Origin of the sequence: Pseudoalteromonas sp. P1-8, from assembly GCF_001399985.1 — a bacterium.
In the GTDB taxonomy this organism is placed as follows: Bacteria; Pseudomonadota; Gammaproteobacteria; order Enterobacterales; family Alteromonadaceae; genus Pseudoalteromonas.
Genome location: NZ_LJSO01000010.1, coordinates 44,973 through 65,841, shown reverse-complemented (window position 1 = coordinate 65,841; position 20,869 = coordinate 44,973). Strand labels below are relative to the sequence as shown.

The 20,869-nt window shown below is 40.4% G+C and carries 20 protein-coding genes; 5 read left to right on the top strand and 15 right to left on the bottom strand.

Annotated features, from left to right (window positions below; genetic code table 11):
* Nucleotide 1 precedes the first annotated feature (1 nt).
* Together AN213_RS14400 and AN213_RS14395 are read left to right on the top strand one after the other, a co-directional pair.
* Nucleotides 2-634, top strand: coding sequence for a biliverdin-producing heme oxygenase (locus AN213_RS14400; protein WP_055198953.1), 633 nt, complete (start codon nt 2-4; stop codon nt 632-634).
* On the top strand, nt 631-2,973 hold the full coding sequence (locus AN213_RS14395) for an ATP-binding protein (protein WP_095209768.1): 2,343 nt from the start codon (nt 631-633) through the stop codon (nt 2,971-2,973). The genes AN213_RS14400 and AN213_RS14395 overlap by 4 nt, the downstream gene beginning before the upstream one ends.
* A gap of 9 nt (nt 2,974-2,982) precedes the next feature.
* Here AN213_RS14395 and AN213_RS14390 read toward each other — a convergent pair whose 3' ends face one another.
* Nucleotides 2,983-3,741 carry a LexA family transcriptional regulator gene (locus AN213_RS14390; protein ID WP_095209767.1) on the bottom strand — a complete coding sequence of 253 codons (759 nt, stop codon included), beginning with the start codon at nt 3,739-3,741 and terminating at the stop codon, nt 2,983-2,985.
* A 170-nt stretch (nt 3,742-3,911) separates the two neighbouring features.
* Between AN213_RS14390 and AN213_RS14385 the strand changes: the two genes are divergently transcribed.
* Nucleotides 3,912-4,361, top strand: a complete 450-nt coding sequence (locus AN213_RS14385) for a response regulator (RefSeq protein ID WP_055198951.1) — start codon at nt 3,912-3,914, stop codon at nt 4,359-4,361.
* Nucleotides 4,362-4,377: 16 nt separating this feature from the next.
* Here AN213_RS14385 and AN213_RS14380 read toward each other — a convergent pair whose 3' ends face one another.
* A complete protein-coding gene (locus AN213_RS14380) occupies nt 4,378-5,886 on the bottom strand; it encodes a bifunctional ADP-dependent NAD(P)H-hydrate dehydratase/NAD(P)H-hydrate epimerase (RefSeq protein WP_055198950.1) in 1,509 nt (502 codons plus the stop codon).
* 174 nt (nt 5,887-6,060) lie between these two features.
* Here AN213_RS14380 and AN213_RS14375 point away from each other — a divergent pair, with 174 nt between their 5' ends.
* The gene (locus tag AN213_RS14375) at nt 6,061-7,371 is read left to right on the top strand and encodes a M24 family metallopeptidase (RefSeq protein ID WP_055198975.1); all 1,311 of its coding nucleotides are present in this window, start codon (nt 6,061-6,063) and stop codon (nt 7,369-7,371) included.
* A 57-nt stretch (nt 7,372-7,428) separates the two neighbouring features.
* On the opposite strand, the gene speD is transcribed toward AN213_RS14375, so the two are convergent.
* The 9 genes from speD to AN213_RS14330 all read right to left on the bottom strand — a co-directional run bounded on the left by speD (nt 7,429) and on the right by AN213_RS14330 (nt 15,793).
* Entirely contained in the window at nt 7,429-8,241 is an 813-nt protein-coding gene (gene speD, locus AN213_RS14370) for an adenosylmethionine decarboxylase (RefSeq protein ID WP_054563482.1), read from the bottom strand.
* Between the two features lie 88 nt (nt 8,242-8,329).
* Nucleotides 8,330-8,743, bottom strand: coding sequence for an OsmC family protein (locus tag AN213_RS14365; protein ID WP_055020887.1), 414 nt, complete (start codon nt 8,741-8,743; stop codon nt 8,330-8,332).
* A 145-nt stretch (nt 8,744-8,888) separates the two neighbouring features.
* Nucleotides 8,889-9,236 (bottom strand): DUF3802 family protein, encoded by a 348-nt coding sequence (locus tag AN213_RS14360; RefSeq protein WP_054563480.1) that lies wholly within the window; start codon nt 9,234-9,236, stop codon nt 8,889-8,891.
* A 128-nt stretch (nt 9,237-9,364) separates the two neighbouring features.
* Nucleotides 9,365-10,834, bottom strand: a complete 1,470-nt coding sequence (gene astD / locus AN213_RS14355) for a succinylglutamate-semialdehyde dehydrogenase (protein ID WP_055198949.1) — start codon at nt 10,832-10,834, stop codon at nt 9,365-9,367.
* A gap of 18 nt (nt 10,835-10,852) precedes the next feature.
* A complete protein-coding gene (astA, locus tag AN213_RS14350) occupies nt 10,853-11,869 on the bottom strand; it encodes an arginine N-succinyltransferase (protein ID WP_055198948.1) in 1,017 nt (338 codons plus the stop codon).
* A gap of 80 nt (nt 11,870-11,949) precedes the next feature.
* Complete coding sequence (locus tag AN213_RS14345) at nt 11,950-13,155, bottom strand: aspartate aminotransferase family protein (protein ID WP_054563477.1); 1,206 nt, start codon at nt 13,153-13,155, stop codon at nt 11,950-11,952.
* A 369-nt stretch (nt 13,156-13,524) separates the two neighbouring features.
* Entirely contained in the window at nt 13,525-14,685 is a 1,161-nt protein-coding gene (locus AN213_RS14340) for an HDOD domain-containing protein (protein ID WP_054563503.1), read from the bottom strand.
* 48 nt (nt 14,686-14,733) lie between these two features.
* Nucleotides 14,734-15,312 (bottom strand): aminodeoxychorismate/anthranilate synthase component II, encoded by a 579-nt coding sequence (locus AN213_RS14335; protein ID WP_054552416.1) that lies wholly within the window; start codon nt 15,310-15,312, stop codon nt 14,734-14,736.
* 85 nt (nt 15,313-15,397) lie between these two features.
* Entirely contained in the window at nt 15,398-15,793 is a 396-nt protein-coding gene (locus AN213_RS14330) for a thioesterase family protein (protein WP_055198947.1), read from the bottom strand.
* A 36-nt stretch (nt 15,794-15,829) separates the two neighbouring features.
* Between AN213_RS14330 and AN213_RS14325 the strand changes: the two genes are divergently transcribed.
* The gene (locus AN213_RS14325; protein WP_055198946.1) at nt 15,830-16,534 is read left to right on the top strand and encodes a 2OG-Fe(II) oxygenase; all 705 of its coding nucleotides are present in this window, start codon (nt 15,830-15,832) and stop codon (nt 16,532-16,534) included.
* A 51-nt stretch (nt 16,535-16,585) separates the two neighbouring features.
* Here the strand turns inward: AN213_RS14325 and AN213_RS14320 are convergent, their stop codons facing one another.
* From AN213_RS14320 to AN213_RS14305, 4 genes are all read right to left on the bottom strand, one after another.
* Nucleotides 16,586-17,824 carry a cysteine desulfurase-like protein gene (locus tag AN213_RS14320; protein ID WP_055198945.1) on the bottom strand — a complete coding sequence of 413 codons (1,239 nt, stop codon included), beginning with the start codon at nt 17,822-17,824 and terminating at the stop codon, nt 16,586-16,588.
* A gap of 9 nt (nt 17,825-17,833) precedes the next feature.
* Nucleotides 17,834-18,466, bottom strand: coding sequence for a 2OG-Fe dioxygenase family protein (locus AN213_RS14315; RefSeq protein WP_054563473.1), 633 nt, complete (start codon nt 18,464-18,466; stop codon nt 17,834-17,836).
* 262 nt (nt 18,467-18,728) lie between these two features.
* Complete coding sequence (locus AN213_RS14310; protein WP_055198944.1) at nt 18,729-19,733, bottom strand: hypothetical protein; 1,005 nt, start codon at nt 19,731-19,733, stop codon at nt 18,729-18,731.
* Entirely contained in the window at nt 19,733-20,674 is a 942-nt protein-coding gene (locus AN213_RS14305; protein ID WP_054563470.1) for a hypothetical protein, read from the bottom strand. The genes AN213_RS14310 and AN213_RS14305 overlap by 1 nt, the downstream gene beginning before the upstream one ends.
* Nucleotides 20,675-20,869: the final 195 nt, after the last annotated feature.

Sequence of the window (20,869 nt, the reverse complement as noted above, 5' to 3'; positions counted from 1 at the left end):
AATGGGTTCAGCTTTATCAAACGCCACTGTAATAACTTGCAATAGCGATCAAAATAATATTCATACTTTTATAAAAAATAGTACCGACTTCCTTCACTCTCGTGTGGAAAAACAACTAGGTGCAGTATTATTCGATAAAAATATGACCCAACAATCGTATTTAGAAATTTTAATCGCAATGCATAGTAGCTATTCTATTATGGAGGATGCTATATCAACCTATGGTGCCACAAAACATCTACTTTTTGGCCGCAGCAAGCTAAGCTGGTTAAATCAAGATATTGCTTATTTGCAAACATCTCAACACGCTCCATCTGTTAAATTATATAAACACGATGATTTAAAAAATATCTGCAACGTATCACATGCATTTGGAATGATGTATGTAATGGAGGGAGCCACCATGGGTGGAGGTCACATATTTAAAGCGCTTAAAAAGCATAATTGGATAAATGAGCTTGAAGGGATCCGTTTTTTTTATAGTTATGGTGAACTTAGGAATCAGAAGTGGGCTCAATTTATCCACGCACTAAAGCAGTATCATAACGACAACCCAAACTCAGCAGATGACATTTTATTGGGAGCAAATAAGGCATTTAGCTTAATCTCTCAAGCGCTTGGAGATATAAATTGAGCAATAAGTTTGAAGTCTCATTAGATAATTGCCATAAAGAACCCATTCATATTCCAGGCTCTATTCAACCGCATGGCTACTTGCTTGTTGTTGACCCTGAAACACTCAAAATATGCTATTTCAGCGAAAACATTTTAGCACTTTTAAACACACAAAAAGAGCGCATACTAGGCTCACATATAAGTAATGTGTTTGCAGCAAATACAGCCGACATTATCGAGAAAAATAAAGCCCATAAGGACTTTCATGCCATTAACCCACTCAAGATTGAGTTAAAAGGTAAATCGCCTGAGACTTCTATTAAAGGTGTTATTTCTCGTAACGATGAATACTTACTCATTGAACTTGAGTTTGATATAAAGAAAGAGCACTCAAGTATTGACCCCATGAATTACTTGATGAAGCAATCTCTTCACCTAATTGCTGACAAAAAAGAGCTAAATTCATCATTCGACACAGCAGTAGAAGAAGTCCGTAACTTAACAGGTTTTGATCGCGTTATGCTCTATCAGTTTGACCATGAATATAATGGTCAAGTCGTAGCAGAAGCTAAAAAAAATGAGTTAAACTCATTTCTACATCAACACTTTCCCGAGTCAGATATTCCAAAGCAAGCACGCGCTTTATATTTGCGTAATCCTATAAGGTTACTTGCAGATGTGGATGCTGAAGTATCACCTATCTACCCACAAGACAAGCCTGTAGATTTAAGCACGTGTATAACCAGAAGTGTATCCCCCATTCATTGCCAATATTTACGCAATATGGGTGTTAAAGCATCAATGTCTATCAGTATTATTATTGCTGGTAAATTATGGGGGTTAATTGCTTGTCACCACTATTCAAGCCATGTTGTCCCTTTTGAGGCACGACAAGTTGCACAGTATATGGGGTTGATGCTCTCATATATAATTTCCCTCAAAACACAATCTACCGAAGCGATTCAAGAAGCTAAAGCCACCGCCATCAGTGCAGAAATAGCAGAGCATATGTCTGAAGAAGTCTTTTTCATTGATGGCTTACGTAAACAAGTTCCTGCTTTACTTAACATGCTAAGTGCTGATGGTGTTGCTTGGCGGCTAGAAAAAGATATTGAAAGTTTTGGGGATGTACCCGCAAACGATGATATTTATCATTTATTTGAGTGGTTAAAAAGCAACCACTTAGAAGATAAACTGCTTTATCATAACCATCATTTGTCTAATGAAAATGCTGAATTTAGTAAGTTTGCTAATATTGCAAGCGGCGTACTTGCTATGCCTGTTTCTACTAATGAAAACCTATTTATTATGTGGTTTCGTAAAGAGTTGATTGAAACAAAGAATTGGGGTGGGAAACCTGAAAAGATAATCGAATTTCTTGACGACGGTAGTCACCGCCTTATGCCTCGTAGCTCATTTCGTTTATGGCAAGAGAATGTACGTAATAAATGCTCACCTTGGAAGGCAAACGAAATATCTTGCGCTATAAAGTTTCGCAATCACCTAGTTAATCATGTTATCGAAAAATCTGAGCGCCTTAAAAAGTTAAACGACTTACTAGAAACTAAAGTTAATGAGCGAACCGCCGCTTTAAAGTCGGAAATACTCACTCGACAACAAGCCGAGCTTGACCTTGAAATCGCACTTAGAAAATCTGAAGAGTCTAACCAAGAGTTAGAACGGTTTGCTTTTGTTGCGTCTCATGATTTACAAGAACCCTTACGAAAAATACAAATGTTCGGCGATCGCCTGCAAAACTCTAAAGAACAGATTGGAGAAAGAAACGCTTCTTATATCTCTCGTATGATGGATTCTGCCGAAAGAATGCAAAAACTTATCAAAGGAGTATTGAGTTTTTCTAGAATCAATCGAAAAGGCGAAGAGTTTCGTCACTTTTCAGCACAAGATGTTTTTGATGATATTCTTGATGACCTTGAGCTAATTATAGCTGATAAGTCAGCGGTGTTTCATATAGAAGATATCGGTGAAATCTATGGTGATAAACGACAAATCCAGCGTTTATTTCAAAACTTAATTCTTAATGCGCTTAAATTTAGTCACCCACATCAACCACCCATTATAGGGATTAAGTCAGTTGAGCGAACAGACGAGCATATTGTTATCGCTGTCATTGATAATGGAATAGGTTTTAATAATGAATTTAAAGACAGAATCTTTAACCTTTTTGAACGGGTTCACTCTAAACAAGCATACGAAGGAACAGGGTTAGGCTTGGCTATTTGTAAGAAAATAGTCGAACGACACCATGGAACAATTACAGCAGAAGCAAATATCAATGAAGGCTCTCAGTTTTACGTCAACTTACCACTAAGAGATATAAAACTCAGTCAGCTTTAGTTATTACCGCTACGATTGTGGCGGTAACAGTCTACTAATATGCTCTTTAAGTTGTCTAATTTCATTTTCAATAGACTGGAAACGCTGACTTTGAATCTGTGAATCTTGATCTGTTATAGAGCTTATTTTTGCTTTTACACGCCAGATTTCTAAGATATCACTTCCCTGAATTGAATATGTTTTGTACTCAGGGTTATCACTCTTAAATAAGTAACTGATAGGGTCTGTGTCATGGCTAAAGAGACGTTTAGCTACAATGCCATCTTTAGTGACAACAACACACACTGAACCATTCTCTAACTGCTTAATATCCTTGATCTGCTCAGTGATCAGCGTTTCTCTAGGGCGGATAGTTGGCATCATGCTATCGCCTTCAACTTCGAATAGACGATAATTACCATTTTCAAACCCTGGGATTTTATAAACATCCAGAGTTTTAATATAGTCTTCATCACTGCACTGTTCTATATATCCAGCGTGAGCTTCTTCATTAACTAGCGGGATAAATGAAGTCTCTAAGGCTTTTTGATAACTCTGAAAGTTCGATTCATCGTACCCCTCAATACCTAAAATAAGCCAGTTACAATCAACATTAAACACTTGGCTGATTTTAGTGATAGTACTGAGAGACAAGGTCGACTTTCCAGCCTCCAACTGTGATAAAGCCCCCTGTGTTATACCTATTTTATCGGCAAATTCTTGTTGAGAAAGGTTCAAATTTTCGCGTAGAGCTGTCACTCTGTTCGTACTAGTATGATTTAATGGCATTAGATTATTAATAAACTTATGTTTGTATTATGGGTATAAGCAAGTTAATATAACACTTGCTTAACTAAAGTATATACTACTCAAGTAACTAATTATTTAATTTGTTGTTTTTATTAAAAAGTATCTACATGGAATAGATGAGCCACATTTGATGAAATCAGGAGCTGCCAATGTTTAACGACAAATTATTTACCAAAAAATTACGCTCTGTGAGCTATATTTTAGTTGCGGATGATGATCTCGATGATCAAGAGCTTATCCGAGATGCCCTTGTTGAAAACAATGTCGATGAAAATAAAATTCAATTTGTTGATGACGGCATGCAATTACTTGAGTCGCTCGATAAAAACAAAATTTTACCTAGCCTTATTTTATTAGACCTAAACATGCCACGAAAGGGTGGAAAAGAAGCGCTAGTTGAACTAAAAAAATCGGAGCTTTACCGCCATATTCCCATCATAATTTTTACGACTTCTGATTCAGAAGTTGATATTAAGCAATGTTATAGCTTAGGTACTAACGCCTTTATGACCAAGCCTTCTAGCTATTATGATTTAGTTGATTCAATGAAAATGCTAACTCAATATTGGCTTGTTCAAGCTAGGATAGTCTTAGACTAAGGCGAAATATTTAGCCTTACCTGCTCAAGTCAGCACTGCTTGCCAACTCTTTTATCAGCTTCCTTACAACGGCAAACAAATCACTCGGTAACATACCTCTTTCGCCCTCACGTTCTGCGGCAATATCACCAGCTTTTGCATGTAAGGTTACGCCTAAGCAAGCTGCTTGCTGAGGAGTAAGCCCCTGTGCGATCAATGCCGCTATGATGCCTGTTAAAACATCGCCACTGCCGCCAACCGCAAGTGCAGGGTTACCGTCGGTACACACCCATGTTTGGTTATTATCAGCAATTAAACTGCCAGCACCTTTGAGTACACAAGTAGTGGTATAGCTACGTGCGAGCTGTTTTACTGCATGAAAGCGATTTTCTTCAATATCGCTAGCGCGACAATTAAGTAACCTTGCTGCCTCACCGGGGTGTGGTGTGATAACGGTATTAGCTAATGGGAATGACGAAGCATGCTGAGCCATTAAATTAAGTGCATCAGCATCAATAACCAAAGGCTTATTATTAGTAAAGCAATACTGCATGACTGCTTCAAAGGTTGTTTCCGACCAAGTGTCTTGACCAAGCCCTGGGCCAATAGCAATACAGGTTGCCCACTCAAGAGCGCTAATCAGATTTGTATCTGTCACCATTAATTCTGGCCGGCCAATACTTACTGGTAGAATAGAGCTACTATGGGTATACACTTTGACCATACCCGCACCGGTGCGAAGCGCTGCCTCTGCAGTTAAACGAATAGCGCCTGCAGTGCCGGCATTACCACCAACACACAGCAATTTACCATGGCTGGTTTTATGGCTGTTGTTATCGCGCTCAGGAAGCCTAGCTTGGCTCTGATAATTGATAAGCTCAGCCGTGGGTGATGTCTGTTTTAAAAAGGCATCTTCAATACCTAAATCATTAAACTCTAATGTCCCTGCATGCGCTCTACCTTGCCCTGTCACTAACCCCTGTTTAATCCCCACAAAAGTCACAGTAAGCGCGGCTTTTATTGCAACTCCTTGTACCACACCTGTGTCGGCATGTATGCCTGAGGGTAGGTCAATAGCAACTATCGGCACTTGGCTCACGTTAGCTGCTTTAATCAAGGTTGAAAAAGGCTCGCGCACCGCGCTTTGAATTCCCGTGCCAAGCAGGCCATCAATAATGATATCTGCTTGCTCAATAACACTGGCATCAGCGGTTATTGCCCCTCCGGCGTCAAGCCAAGCTTGCTGAGCACTGAGCGCATCGCCTTTGAGCGGTTTATCAGATATTGCTGCAATAACCGTAACCTGTTTGCCCGCTTGTTTAGCTAAGCGAGCAACAACATAACCATCACCGGCATTGTTACCAACGCCCGCTAACACTACGAATGTACTTGCTTTAGGAAAATAGCTGATAGCTTGCTGATAAGTCGCCAGCCCTGCTCGCTCCATAAGCTCATACAAGGTTACGCCAGAGCGCTTAGCTGCGGGTCCTTCATGGTCACGAACTTGCTCTGCTAAAAATACTGACTGCGAGAGAACAACTGACATATCTATCCTTAAATTTCTTCAGATATTTAAATCTTACTCTAGCAAGCGAGTTTCCACTTAGAAAGCTGCAACTCACCTTAAATTACTCGTTTATTGTATATAGTGTTGCTATGTTTTGAAGCTGTGCATAAAAAGAACAAAGGGAATAACAACGTGCTAAACAAAACAAACATCATGCTAGCCCTAATGCTATGTACCTTATGGGTATTACCCATTAAGGCAAGTGAATTATCGATACTACCAATGAAGGAGCGTGCTGCTTTTATAGATAAAATAACAGAGCTTAAAGTTAAAACTCTTTTACCCACGCTTATGAAGCAACATAATATTGATATGTGGCTTATGATTAGCCGAGAGTATAATGAAGACCCTATTTTAAAAACCTTTCTACCCGCTACTTGGCTTTCTGCAAGGCGAACAACCATACTTGTTTTTGCACGTAATAAACAAGGCGAAGTTGATGCACTCGCAGTTGCGCCCTACAGCATAGGTACTGTATTTAAAAAAGCATGGGACAAACAGCAGCAGCCAGATCAATGGTTAGCCTTAGTTGAACTGATTGAGCAATATCAACCCAAAAATATCGCACTTAACATATCGAAAACGTGGGCTCACGCAGATGGACTCGTTGTTAGCGATTTTAATGCCCTTAAAAGTGCTCTCCCAAGCAAATACCTTAATAAACTGATTTCTGCAGAGCCCCTCGCAGTAGCTTGGCTAGAACAACGCATACCTGAAGAAATAGCAATGTATAAAAAAGCGGTCGCCATTGCGCATCAAATTATTGCCGAGGGATTTTCAAGTAAAGTCATCACTGTTGGCAAAACAACAACCACAGATTTAACTTGGTGGTTTAGAGAACGAGTAAGGGATTTAAAACTGCAAACATGGTTTCACCCAAGCGTCAGTATACAACGTGCTGATAAAACAACTTTTGATCATGAGACCAGTTTTAATAAAGATGATAAACAAATCATTCAAGAAGGCGATCTGCTGCATGTTGACTTTGGCATTACCTATTTGCGCTTAAATACTGACACTCAACAACACGCTTATGTGTTAAAAGAAAATGAGTCACAGGCCCCTGAGCATCTAATAAACGCATTAAAACGTGGCAATCAATTACAAGATATTTTTACCTCGCACTTTGAAGCAGGGAAAACTGGTAACGAAGTGCTGAAAGAATCACGCGCCGAGGCAATTGCAAAAGGGTTAAAACCAACAATCTACACACACCCAATTGGTTATCATGGTCATGGTGCAGGTACAACATTGGGTATGTGGGACTCTCAGCAAGGTGTCGAAGGCGATGGTGACTACCCTCTTCACCATAATACAGCCTACTCAATTGAGTTAAATAATGCGGTATTCATTGAACCTTGGAACAAAGAGATTCGCATAATGCTTGAAGAGGACGCATTTTTTGATAACAAAGGGGTTTGGTACTTGAACGACAGACAAACTGAGCTACTACTCGTTAAGTAACTATAAGAAACGGCGCGTAACTTACATTGCGCGCCGTTTCTTTAAAGCTATAGTGACTTACTCAGTGTCTGGTAAGTTGCGACCGTAGAAGATTTCTTGCATCTCGCGGGTCAGCTTAGAGTAGATGGCTTCTTCTTCTTCTTCCGAAAGATCTGCTGTAGAAACACCGAATAGGTAAGTATTCAAGTCAGTTTCTTTTAACATCATCTTCGTGTGGAATAAGTTCTCTTGATACACGTTCACGTCCATCATTTGGTACGCTTCTTTGGTATCTTCAGTCATGTAGTTCTGAATTGAGTTAATTGCATGATCGATATAGTGTTTAACACCATCAACGTCACGAGTAAAACCACGTACGCGATAGTCAATTGTTACAACATCAGACTCAAGGCTGTGAATTAAGAAGTTTAACGCTTTTAATGGCGAAATAATGCCACACGTTGATACTTCGATATCAGCACGGAACGTACAAATACCATCATCCGGGTGTGCTTCTGGGTATGTGTGAACACAGATGTGGCTCTTGTCTAAGTGCGCTACCACTGTTTCAGGAAGAGGACCCGGCGCTTCATCAACGTCATACGTTGTTTGTTGCTCAATTGGCTCTTCAGAGATCAAGATTGTTACGCTGGCGCCTTGCGGATCATAATCTTGGCGAGAAACATTTAGAATGTTTGCGCCAATAATATCCACAACTTCACCTAAAATATCGGTAAGGCGATCAGCACTGTACTGTTCGTCGATATATTCAATATATTCTTTACGCTGTTGTTCCGTCTTTGCGTAACAAATATCGTAAATACTAAAACTTAAGCTCTTAGTTAAGTTATTAAAGCCATGAAGCTTAATTTTATCGAAGGGTTTATTCATGCTAAACCAACCTTAAAACGAGTGAAACCTGCACCAGCAGAAATAAAAGTTCGCGGATTTTATACGAATTTCCTGCTCGGAAAAAGCGTTATTTTACCTGTTCTTGCACAACTTCATGACTATGCGTAATTTCTACTGTCTTATCAAGCATTAAGGCTACAGAACAATACTTTTCAGCAGATAATTGTACCGCTCTTGCAAGGTGCTTTTCAGAGACATTATCACCGGTAACCACAAAGTGTAGATTAATCTTGGTAAACACGCGAGGTGCTGACTCAGCACGCTCTGCAGATAGCTTAACTTGCACATCAGAAAATGACTGTTTTGCTTTTTTTAAAATACTAACAACATCAACAGATGAACAACAGCCCGCTGACATTAAAACCATTTCCATTGGGCTTGGCGCAGCGCTATCGCTGCCTGCATCAAAAACTACATTGTGACCTGAATTTGAAAGGCCAATAAACGTATCGCCTTCTACCCATTTTACATTCGCTTGCATGTGCTTTATCTCTTAAAGTTATTTTGCTTGATTGTAAGCAAGTCACACACAGATGCAAGGGATAAGAGGTGAGCTTTAAAGGAAAGCGAGTTGCTAACTTTGAGCTGCTCGCTTAAAGACTAGAAATTGTATTGTGCTTTATAAGTTAGGCACTTTCGACAACAGCACTATCGAATAAGTTTTTTACTAATCCAGCAAACTCATCAATAAACGCGTGTTGTTCAACAGTTACTGTGTGATTTGTAACGCTGCTTAGCACTTCTTGTAAGTCATATACGATACCGTCGACTTCGCGAACAATTTGGCTGCGTTGTTCAGTATTAAGCTCTGTGTGTTGCTCGCAAAGTAACATGACATTTTCTGCTATCACGTCTTCAATCAGCTCTAACACTGTTGGAGCTCCTGGTTTAATTTGACCCGGCTTCTCAAAAAGCGCTAAATTTTGAGTGAGATACATGACAAGATCATCGTACCCTTGCCTATCTAAAACCATACGACTGCACACCTAATAAAAAACTATCTCTTTAGATTTAAGCAGAAAGCGCTTTTAATTGCTACCTTTGCCAAGCATCTCATACAAAAAAAGCAGCCGAAGCTGCTTTTTATAATGATTTACGATTATTAATCGATTTTTAAGCCTGGGCTTAATGTCGCTGGCATTGCTACTTTTTCAAGCTCAACCGAAGCGACTGGGTATGCACAATAGTCAGCAGCATAATATGCGCTTGCTCTGTGGTTACCTGATGCACCAATACCACCAAATGGTGCTGCACTTGATGCACCTGTGATAGGACGGTTCCAGTTTACGATACCTGCGCGAATACGACGTAAGAAATGGTCGTAATCAGCTGCGCTGTCGCTTAATAAACCAGCTGATAAACCAAAGCTTGTGTCATTCGCTTTATCAATAGCGGCATCAAAATCAGTGAAGCGGAATACTTTAAGAAGTGGTCCAAAGTGCTCTTCGTCTGGGAAGTTAGCGACATTTGTACACTCTAAAATACCCGGTGTTACAAAGCCGGTATTTTCTTTGTGCGTTAGCTCAACTAACACTTCAGCGCCAAGCTCAACAAGTTGCTGTTGTGCTGTGACCATACCAGCTGCTGCTACTGAAGAAATCATTGACCCGATGAAAGGTTGATCTTCTGCGTCGTAGTCACCGACTTTAATAGCTTTAGTTGCTTTAATAAGACCCGCTAAGATGGCATCACCTTGCTCGCCTACAGGTAAGAATAACTTACGCGCACACGTACAACGTTGACCTGTAGAGATAAACGCTGATTGAATAATATCGTGGATAGCCGCTTTAGTGTCAGCAACATCATTAACGATAAGCGGGTTATTACCACCCATTTCTAAAGCTAAGATTTTACCCGGTTGACCAGCAAACTGTTCATGTAAAATATGACCAGTGCGCGAAGAGCCAGTAAAGAATAAACCGTCGATCCCTTTATGAGATGCAAGCGCTTTACCCGTTTCTACTTCACCTTGCACAAGGTTGATTACACCCGCAGGGAGACCCGCCTTTTGCCATAACTTTAACGTTAACTCAGCAACTGCTGGCGTTAGCTCAGAGGGTTTAAATACCACGGTATTACCTGCTAATAATGCAGGTACAATGTGACCATTTGGTAAGTGACCAGGGAAGTTATAAGGGCCAAACACAGCTACAACACCATGAGGCTTGTGGCGGATCATCGCACGACCTTGTGGCATTGGGTTTTCAACATCGCCTGTACGCTCTAAAAATGCTTTTTCAGAGATAGCAATTTTACCCACCATCGCACCTGCTTCAGTGCGTGTTTCCCAAAGTGGTTTACCTGTTTCTTGTGCGATAGCAATCGCTAGTTCTTCGCTGTGCTCTTTAAGCGTTTCTGCGAATGTTTTTACAATCGCTAAACGCTCTGCAAATGTTTTATCAGCCCAGCTGTAAAACGCTTCACGTGCAGCAGCGACTGCGCCGTCTACTTGTTCAGCAGTGGCAGTGTTTGCTTGCCAGATTACATCGTTATTTGCTGGGTTTACAGATTGAAAAGTATGACCAAGGCCTGCTTGCCATTGACCATTAATAAATTGCGCTGCATGAGTCATTAATATGTCTCCTGAATTCTATAGTTCTGCAAGTGATACTGAATCACCCGCTTCTAAGTGAAGTGCTTTTGCTAGTTCACTTGAGATTGTGATGCTATCGGCATCGCATGATAGGCTAACTTGAGTCACGGTTGCTCTAAAGTCAGCAATTTTATCATTTGCTAACAATACCGTGGTGTCGCCTTGGCTTTCACCAATTTCAACTTTAACTGTGTGGGCATTTCTGACTGTAGCAATGTTATCTACTTTTGCTTCAACAGTTGGTCCTGCATCAAAAATGTCTACATAACCATTAAAGGTAAAACCTTCGCTCTTTAATAGTTCAATCGCAGGACGTGTGTTGTCATGTACTTGACCAATCACAGCTTGTGCATCTTTGCTCAGTAAGTTGACGTAAATTGGGTATTTAGGCATTAACTCAGCAATAAATACTTTCTGGCCAATACCCGTTAAGTAATCTGCCGTTGGAAAGTCCATTGAGAAAAAGTGCTCTTCTAGCCATTGCCAGAATGGGCTTTCGCCGCTTTCGTCTGACACACCACGCATTTCAGCAATGACGGTGTCAGCAAAACGTTCTCTATGTTGATTAATAAACATAAAACGCGCTTTTGAAAGCAATTTACCGTTATTATTTTTACGGTAGCCATCTTTTAAGAATAATGTACATAGCTCAGTTGCACCGGTGTAATCATTACACAGAGTTAAAATATCAACGGCTTTATACACGTCTAGCGTACGAGAAGAATGAATTACTTTGCTTAAATGATAATGATAAAAAGCATCATCTAAACCAACAGCGGCTTCAATACCCGAAGTCCCTACAACTTCACCCGTTTCGCTATCTTCAAGAACAAACAAGTAACCTTCATCACCTGGCTGCTGTGCTGCTTTTGCAAATGAGCTGACAGAATGATCAATTTTCTTTTGTAATAACTCTTCATTATTAGGCAAAGACGTAAAGCCATGGCCTGACTCAACAGCAATCTTTACTAACGCTTGGTAATCGCTTTGCTGGATTGGGCGAAGGATCATCATAAGTCCGCTTGCTCCCTTATAAATAACGGTAAATTAAGAAATGTGGGCAAGCTTAACTTGCCCTGAAATGACAGTTTCGTTTAGCCGTTAACGACTTTTGCAACTGCTTTTTCGAAGCGAGCCATACCTTCGCGGATATCAGCTTCTGGAATTACAAGTGACGGAGTGAAACGAACAACATCAGCGCCAGCAACTAAAGACATAACGCCTTCTGCTGTACCAGCCACTAAAAACTCTTTTGCACGACCTTTGAATTGCTCTGTTACTACAGCACCAATTAATAGACCTTCGCCACGGATTTCAGTGAATACATTGTACTTTTCGTTAATCGCAGTTAATAACTCGCGGAATAACGCTGACTTTTCTTTAACACCGTTAAGTACGTCAGGAGTATTTACTGTGTCGAATGCAGCTTCTGCTACTGCACACGCAAGAGGGTTACCACCGTAAGTAGAACCATGAGTACCTACTTTTAAGTGCTTAGCAATATCAGTTGTGGTGATCATTGCACCGATAGGGAAACCACCACCTAACGCTTTTGCAGTCGTTAAGATATCAGGAGTTACATTTAAACCTTGATAAGCATAAAGCTCACCCGTACGGCCAACACCTGTTTGTACTTCATCAAAGATTAGTAGTGCATTATGCTTAGTACATAACTCACGAACACCTTCAACAAACTCAGCAGTTGGAGAAATGATACCGCCTTCACCTTGCAGAGGCTCCATCATTACTGCACATGTGCTGTCTGAGATAAGCGCTTCAAATGCAGCTAAATCGTTGTAGTCACAGTGAACGATATCACCAGGTTTAGGACCAAAACCATCAGAGTATGCAGCTTGACCGCCTACTGTTACTGTGAAGAAGGTACGGCCGTGGAAACCTTTGTTGAATGAGATAATTTGTGACTTTTGCTCACCAAAGTTATCAAGTGCAAAACGGCGTGCAAGTTTAAGTGCCGCTTCGTTAGCTTCTGCACCAGAGTTAGCAAAATATACTTTTTCAGCGAACGTTGCGTCAGTTAGCTTTTTAGCTAAGCGAAGCGCTGGCTCATTAGTCATTACATTTGATAAGTGCCAAATTTTTTCGCCTTGCTCTTTTAATGCACTTACAAGAGCTGGGTGACAATGGCCAAGACAGTTAACAGCAATACCACCAGCAAAATCGATAAATTCGCGACCTTCTTGGTCCCATACGCGAGAGCCTTCGCCTCGAACTGGAATAACACTTGATGGTGCATAGTTAGGAACCATTACTTGATCAAATAATTCGCGATTGACTGTCATTTTATATCCTCATAATTGTAAGCACACTCAGAGTAAGGTGGCGCTCTAAAGCTAAACTAAGCCATTTTACTTAGCCGATTGAGCTTAGCGCAAAATCACCAAAATTACTCTTTGGTTCAATTTTCATTCATCCATTATTCCAGAAAATTTTCGTCCTGTCTCTTAGAAAACTTTCATGTAGCCCTTGAAAATAAAGGGCTTGAGATATTTTTTCATGGATAGTGAATAACTATTTGAAGGCTATTTTTTACTCTAAATACTATAAAAAGGCTTACGGCTAGTGAGCCAAGCAGAGGCTAAAGAGAAAAAATTTGTCACTGCGGATTGATAAACAATGAATGAATAGTCGCAAAAAAATTAACAATTTTTTTAATTAATTTGAATATGAAAGCGATCAAAATTGCATTTTACTAGCTGATCAAGCTCTTCTTTAGTGAAATCGAAGTGTGCAAACCAACGTTCGGTTTCGTCATTTTCGACTAGTTGATGCTCATTTAAACTTAAATACTGAGCGTAACAACGTGCTTTTAAAATCACCTTGGTAAGCGGCAAATACTCATCGTTTTTAGCTAAAGGTGTAGTTAACTGCTGCATTACCGCATTAAATGGCAAATACCTAAAAGCCATTTTCTCAATTACGGTGGCTGTTACCTTCATCGACTGCTTATTTAGCAAGGTGCTTAAAAATAAAGGATCCGGTTTTAGCTCTAATAAAGCTGTGTGTAGATCTTTCTTTTGCTCATCACGGGCTTTAGTTACTTGGCGCTGCCAAACTAACTCAAAAATACGAAGGTATATACGGACTAGCGCTATCTTACCCACGTCGAGTAGCATACCTAAGGTAAACGCGTGCACCTCATTTACACCATTTAATTTAGCAAGTTCTTGAGCAGCAATGGCACACGCCATTGAGTTATCACGAAGTCGACGCTTTAGTAGTGGAAATGGCTCTGTACTGTGTGGCATCCAATGACGTACCGCAAAGGTTGGCACGACAAACTTTAAATTATCTAAACCAATGTAGCGTAGCGCTAACAGTGGGTTATCGACTTGAACTGAAGTGTGTTTATTACGTTGTTTTCGATAGAAAGGTAAATTCACAAACGCAACAAGCTCACGACCTAACCAACTCAAATCTTTAACTAACGGCTCTAGTCGACCTACTGAGGCCGAGCGCACAGCTAAAATATCTAAAATAGCAGGTACGCTATCTTGAATCCCTATAGTTTCATGAATTACTGAATCAATGTCTTCAAGCTGCTTGTGCATGGCAGCCTCAATCACTTGGTGTAATTGCTTGCTCGCCTGTGCACGGTATTTATGGTGAGCTGTACTGCTCTTTTGACGTTTTTTCTCAGCAGCAACTTCTACTTCTAATAGAGTTCGCTGTTCCATTGATTCGCCATAATCAATTTCGAGGGTGTGAATATAGCCAATTTGACGCTGTGCAAAACTGTGACCAAGCAAAAGATCGTGCGCGCGCTCATTAAGCACCATCGCAGTCCTTTGTTGTCGGTTTTCTTCGGTCATTTGCACAGGCGTATTGTCGGTCATATTTGTTAATTCACTAGCCTAAGGTTAGAAGCGAGTTAAAAAGTTAGCAAGTAATTCAAGCCCTTGTTGGGTCAAAATTGCTTCGGGGTGAAATTGCACTCCTTCAAGTGCTAAATCATTATGCATGATCCCCATAATTTCATCAAAATCAGAATTTTGTTCTGTCCATGCAGTAATAGTGAAGTCACTAGGCAGGCTTTGTTTATCCACCACTAAAGAATGGTACCGGCATACCGTTAGTGGATTTGCCAAACCGTTAAACACACCTTGATTGGTATGCTTAACTAACGAGGTTTTACCATGCATCACTTGCTTTGCACGAATAACATCAGCACCTAGAGCCTGAGCAATAGTTTGGTGACCTAAGCAAATACCAAGAATTGGCAACTGACCTTTTAGTTGTTCAACCACTTGCAAAGAAATACCCGCTTCGTTTGGTGAACATGGCCCAGGCGATAGTACGATGTGCTCTGGGTTAAGTTGTTTAATCTCAGCAATGCTGATCTCATCGTTTCGTTTAACTAATACATCTTGATCTAAGCGCTGAAAATATTGCACTAGGTTGTATGTAAACGAATCATAATTGTCGATCATTAACAGCATTGCGTGTAACCCAAAATTACTCAGTCAAAATAATGAAGGCGCATTTTACCCCAAGCGTTCATAAATGTCGGCAAAAAATGAGGTATTACTCAGCGATTAAATGCGCTGTAAGGTCAGCCCTTTCTTGCTCATTAAGTTTTTGCGAACATTTATTTGCGAAGTCGTAACGTACTAGTACGGTTTTACCAACGGCACAGCAGTTACCTTGCTGCCAAGCCTCTTGACGCAGTACAAATGAACTAGAGCCGATGTGCTCAACACTGGTTTTCACTGTGACATCGTGACCATAAAACAACTCACCCACAAAGCTTACTTCAACCTTAGCAATGATCAGTTTCCACTCATAAGGGTTTAAATCGGGCGTAAAAAACCTGAAAATAGGCGCTCGGGCGGCTTCAAACCATACAGGGAGTACGGTATTGTTGATGTGCCCTAGCACATCTGTTTCGCTAAAGCGTGGTGTGATAGTTTCAGTAAACATAGTAACCCTATAAAAAATATAAACTAAAGGTAGCTCATGACGGACTTTATTCGCGTATACGAAAACGCCCTCAGCAAAGAATTTTGCGACAACTTTATCACGGTATTTGAACAAAGCCCGTATTTAAAACAAGGCATTACCTCAGGCGGAGTAGATTTAGCGAAAAAAGACAGCCGCGATTTATACCTTAATAACCACCCCGAATACGCTGAGCAACTAAAGCATATTCAACAAACGACTGCGGGTTACGTCTTCAAATACCTTGAAGAGCATATTTTTATGATGATTGGTGCCTTTGGTTTAAAGGTTTACCATCCGCAAACCGGCAAACCTGTTGACCTAACACAAGATAACTTTGAAGAAGTCGGCAAACCACAATTGCCATTACTCGTGCAGCAAATTTTCCGCATGGGTCCAATTCAAGCACAGAAATACGATATCAATAAAGGTGGCTACCCTTATTGGCATAGCGAGGTATACCCGCAAGCTGGCCACAACGAAGCTCTGCATCGTGTGCTGTTATTTATGTTCTATTTAAATGATGTAGAAGAAGGTGGTGAAACAGAGTTTTACTATCAACAACGAAAAATATCGCCTAAACAGGGTTCTATGGTCGTAGCACCGGGCTATTTTACCCACACGCACCGTGGTAATAAGCCAATTTCAAATGATAAGTATATTTTAACCTCGTGGGTCTTATTCAACCGCGCGGAACAAATATATGGCCAACCACAATCCTAGCGGTAATAAGCAGCCCACTCGGGCTGCTTATAGCTTAATTAAAGCTCAGCTTTAATCTGCTAGTAATTGATCAAATAAATCAAAAACCTTATCAAGCTCTTCAATTGTGTTGTAATGCATACAACCAATGCGTACTACACCACCGGTTTCTAATACACCTAGCTGCTTACATAAGCCTTGGGCGTAGAAGTTACCATCCCACACACAAATATGTTGCTTACCTAAAAATTCAGACACAACACGTGGCTCGATGCCTTCAAAAGTTAAAGCAAAAGTCGGTGTGCGATAAGCTATACGCTCTAGTTCATCAATACCAAATAACTTGATACGTGGGTAATCTGCTAAACGCGTTAAGAAATGCTTACTTAATGCCATTTCGTGTTGTTTAGTCATAGCAAATGCAGCCGCGAGTTTTTCTCGACGTGAATGACTATCATCAAGTTCACTAATTGCAGCAATGTAATCAACAGCTGCAATTAAGCCAGCTAGCGCTTCAAAGCTTTGTGTACCCGTTTCCCAGCGACCTGGCGCAACATCTTTTGCAGGTTCAACTTTATATGGTGTGAAACCTTCAAGATGCTCACGTTTGCCATAGACAATACCAAGGTGAGGACCAAAGAACTTATATGCAGAGCAGGCTAAGAAGTCACAATCAAGTGCTTGTACATCTACAAGCTCATGAGGTGCGTAATGAACGGCATCAACATACACTAGCGCACCAACAGCATGTGCAAGCTCAACGATGCGTTTAATGTCATTAATTGAACCTGTGGTGTTTGATGCATACGTCACTGCAACAAGCTTTGTTTTGCTAGATAAAAGGCTTTCAAAATGTGCCATATCTAGGCTGCAATCAGCTTCGTTGATAAGGGTAGTTTTTACTGTCGCGCCTTTATCTTCAGCAGCTTGCTGCCAAGATGATACGTTTGAGAAGTGATCTGCATTGGTGACAATAATTTCATCATCAGCAGTCCAATCACGCGAGATGGCACGGCTAAAGCTAAACGTTAAGCTTGTCATGTTTGCACCAAACACGATTTGCTCTTTCGATGGCGCATTTAATAAATCGGCTGCAGCTTGGCGAGCATTTGCCATTAACTCTACCGTTTTATCACTTGAGAAAAATGCGCCGCCTAAGTTTGAGTTGAAGTAACCCAAATATGCACTCATAGCGCTTAGAACTGACTGTGGTACTTGCGAGCCACCTGGACCATCAAGGAAAATCGGTGACTGACCAGCAACTTGTTGCATAAGTGCAGGGAACTGGCGACGTAATTGCGTTAAGTTCATGGTTTACCCTTACGCAGTTAGTACGAAGCAATCAAGGTAACCTTCTTTGCTTGCGTCTAATTTATTCATTGGTGTAGCGTTGTGCCATACTTCACGGTCATTAATCAGTGCGAACATGCCGTCTTTAATTTCCATTTTGAAACATGGTTCAGCCTGCTGGTGTTCATAAACAAGCAGCTCACCACCCTCTAGATTTTCGTGTGATACACCACACACACATACGTGATCAAAACCATCTTGGTGAACACCTTCTGGCGCAGCTGGTGTGTCACTGTCGATCGCAAGCATTCTGAATTGGTGAATTTCAATATCGCGATCATCGCTGATACCCGTCATATCACGGAACTGATTAACGATTTGCTTCATGCCATCAGTCGCTAATAAGCTATCTTCTAGATTTTCATAGGTGCGCTCAACATTACCTTGGAATGTATTGATTGAGTCATCTTGCACGAATGCTTTTGTTGGTTGTAGTTTTAACTCACCATCAACAACTTTAATTACTGAATAACGACGCTTACGAAATTCACCATCTGCGTATGGGTTAGCAGGTAGGTTAGCAAAAGAAGGCTTAACTGCGTCAATGTGCGCTTGGCTTACAAAACGAAGTTGTAGAAGGTTCTGGTTGTTTAATGTAGTCATTTCGATCTCGCCTTAATACGTTGAGAATATTGGCGAGGATTTTAATTCAATTAGCAGGGAATATTTGCGTTTTTATGTAAACCAGTAAGGTTTATTGGATAATTTTAAGATCGTTATAGACATTTTTTAGAATATTTAATCTAAAAAATAAAAAAAGCCACAAATGTGGCTGTTTTAGGTTGCACAATTTACGACAAGTTTAATTGCTCATAGAAAGGGAAACTTGATAAAAAGCCACAGCGAACTGTGGCTCTTGGTTTACTCAATTAATTGCTTTTCTTACTTGTTGAAGCTGCTCCTGAAAAGAGAGGCCTCTCAGATCACCCAAACCAGCAGCCATGGTCAATGCATAAATTTCACTTTCTAGACTCAGCATGTGCGCTTCAACAGTGTCTTTATCAATAGCCGATTTTTGGGCTAAGTACTCAGCATAGAGACTATTAATACGATCGATTTGTAATGACAATAAAGCAGCTTGTTGTTTAATTTGCTCGTACTCACGATAGTTAGCTTTACTAAATGTTTCACCTTGCTCTAATTGTATTCGAACGTCCTGATAAACTATCGGAAATATATCGACTTTTTTTGAGTTAGCTAGCCCATAAATTTTTTCGATATACTGAGAGAAATAAAACTGTACAACGGCGTCTTTTTCTAAATCAATGAGTTGCTCTAATAGCTTAGGTACATACTCAGCAACTTGCTGCTCTTGCCTGTCAATGAGCATTTCCTTTAATTGTTGATGTTGCTTATCGAGCTCTCGATAACGCTTTTCATAAGATGTTTCAGCATCCAATTGATCTAAAATGGCAAACTCATCTCTAATTGGCTGTAAAACCGATGTGATCCTTTGCTTGGCAAGCTGCGCTTCAGTAACCAAGGAAATGACCTCCTGACTTTGAGACATGACTTCATCTGCAACCGTATCAGATGAGAACAGTGACGCACTTTTTAAAGCATGTTCAGGAGCTAAACGCAGTTCATTAAACTCAGGCTCAAGCACCGCCCATACTTTACGAGCCTTAGCTACACGCTCCTCATCAAATTGCGCTAAGTTATCCGTATCTATTTGGTTATAAGCTGTCAGTGCTTCTTGGAAGACACTTTGGGCTTTTTCATAGGCTGCCTGTATTTGTTCGGGGGTCGCCTGTTCTTCACCTGTAATACTACTCGCAAGAGAACCTAAATCTTGCTGAACAGAGTCAATGGTTTTACATCCTGATAAAGAGAATAAAAGTAATGAGCTAATTATGGCGAACTTGTTCATTAATAGCTCCACTGCAAACCAACTGCAAAAGACACATTACTATATTCGACTTCAGGTACGCGCAGACGTTGACCATTTTCAAGATTCTTAGTCACTATATCGCGAGATTTGTATTGCGCATCAATACCGCCCATTAACGCAATATGTGACATTATTTGATAACGTAGCCCAACTCGTCCTAACACACCCCAGCCATTAAAACTGTCGGTTAATGTAGTTGTTTCAAATTGAGTATTTTGAATTTCAGAGTACATGGGTGTACTCAATTCAGCTTCTGCATACCAGCTGTACTTATTAAAACTGTCTTTTAAACGACTATCGTAACGGGCACCTAAAGTAAGCAAGATACCCATTTGATCTTCTGACACAGAGACCACGGGGCGTAGCTGGGAGTTATAATCTTGTTGGTCGCCCACATTGTTCGCGTTATTCATACCCGGTAAGGTAAAACGAGCGGGGTTATCTGGATCATCTGAGATAGCAATCAGTGCCTCATCAAATGCCGCCGCACCTGGTTGCACAAAAGCAAAATTTGAGCGTGTAAAACTAGAAGTAAAAAACTTAGTGCCTAAAGTAAACTGTATGGCTTTTGAAAAATTATAAGCACCTTTAAAACCGATCTCATTCGCTTTTGTTTTAAATGCATTTTCTTGAATATCGCCAAACTCTGCCAAATGCCAAGTTTCAGTTTCAATTTCAGTTGAAATTGTTGCAGCACTTTCAATATAGAATCCCCAATCATCATCGATCCCTGTGTATGATATCTGTCGTATTGCGGGATTGGTCACATCAATTGACTGGCTCAACTTGCCAAACCCTGCTACATCATTAAGAGTTTCACTATAGCTAATCGTTTCAAAACCGAGTCGAACTTCACTAAAAGAGGGGTTAACAGCAAGAGCCGAACCACTAAGGGGGAGTAAAAGAAGAAGTGCTTTCATTGTTCAATTCCTTGATTTGCAAAATCTATGCAGCCAAGAAATGATGCCCGTCTTCCTTGGTTACAACATTAAACACAAAGTTACAACTGTTAACTTTTAACAATAATCAGTGTAGACAAATGTATTAATTTTACAAACCAAACTGAACAAAAACTTAATAAAAAAGCCCGCTAGGTGCGGGCTTTTATACTAATA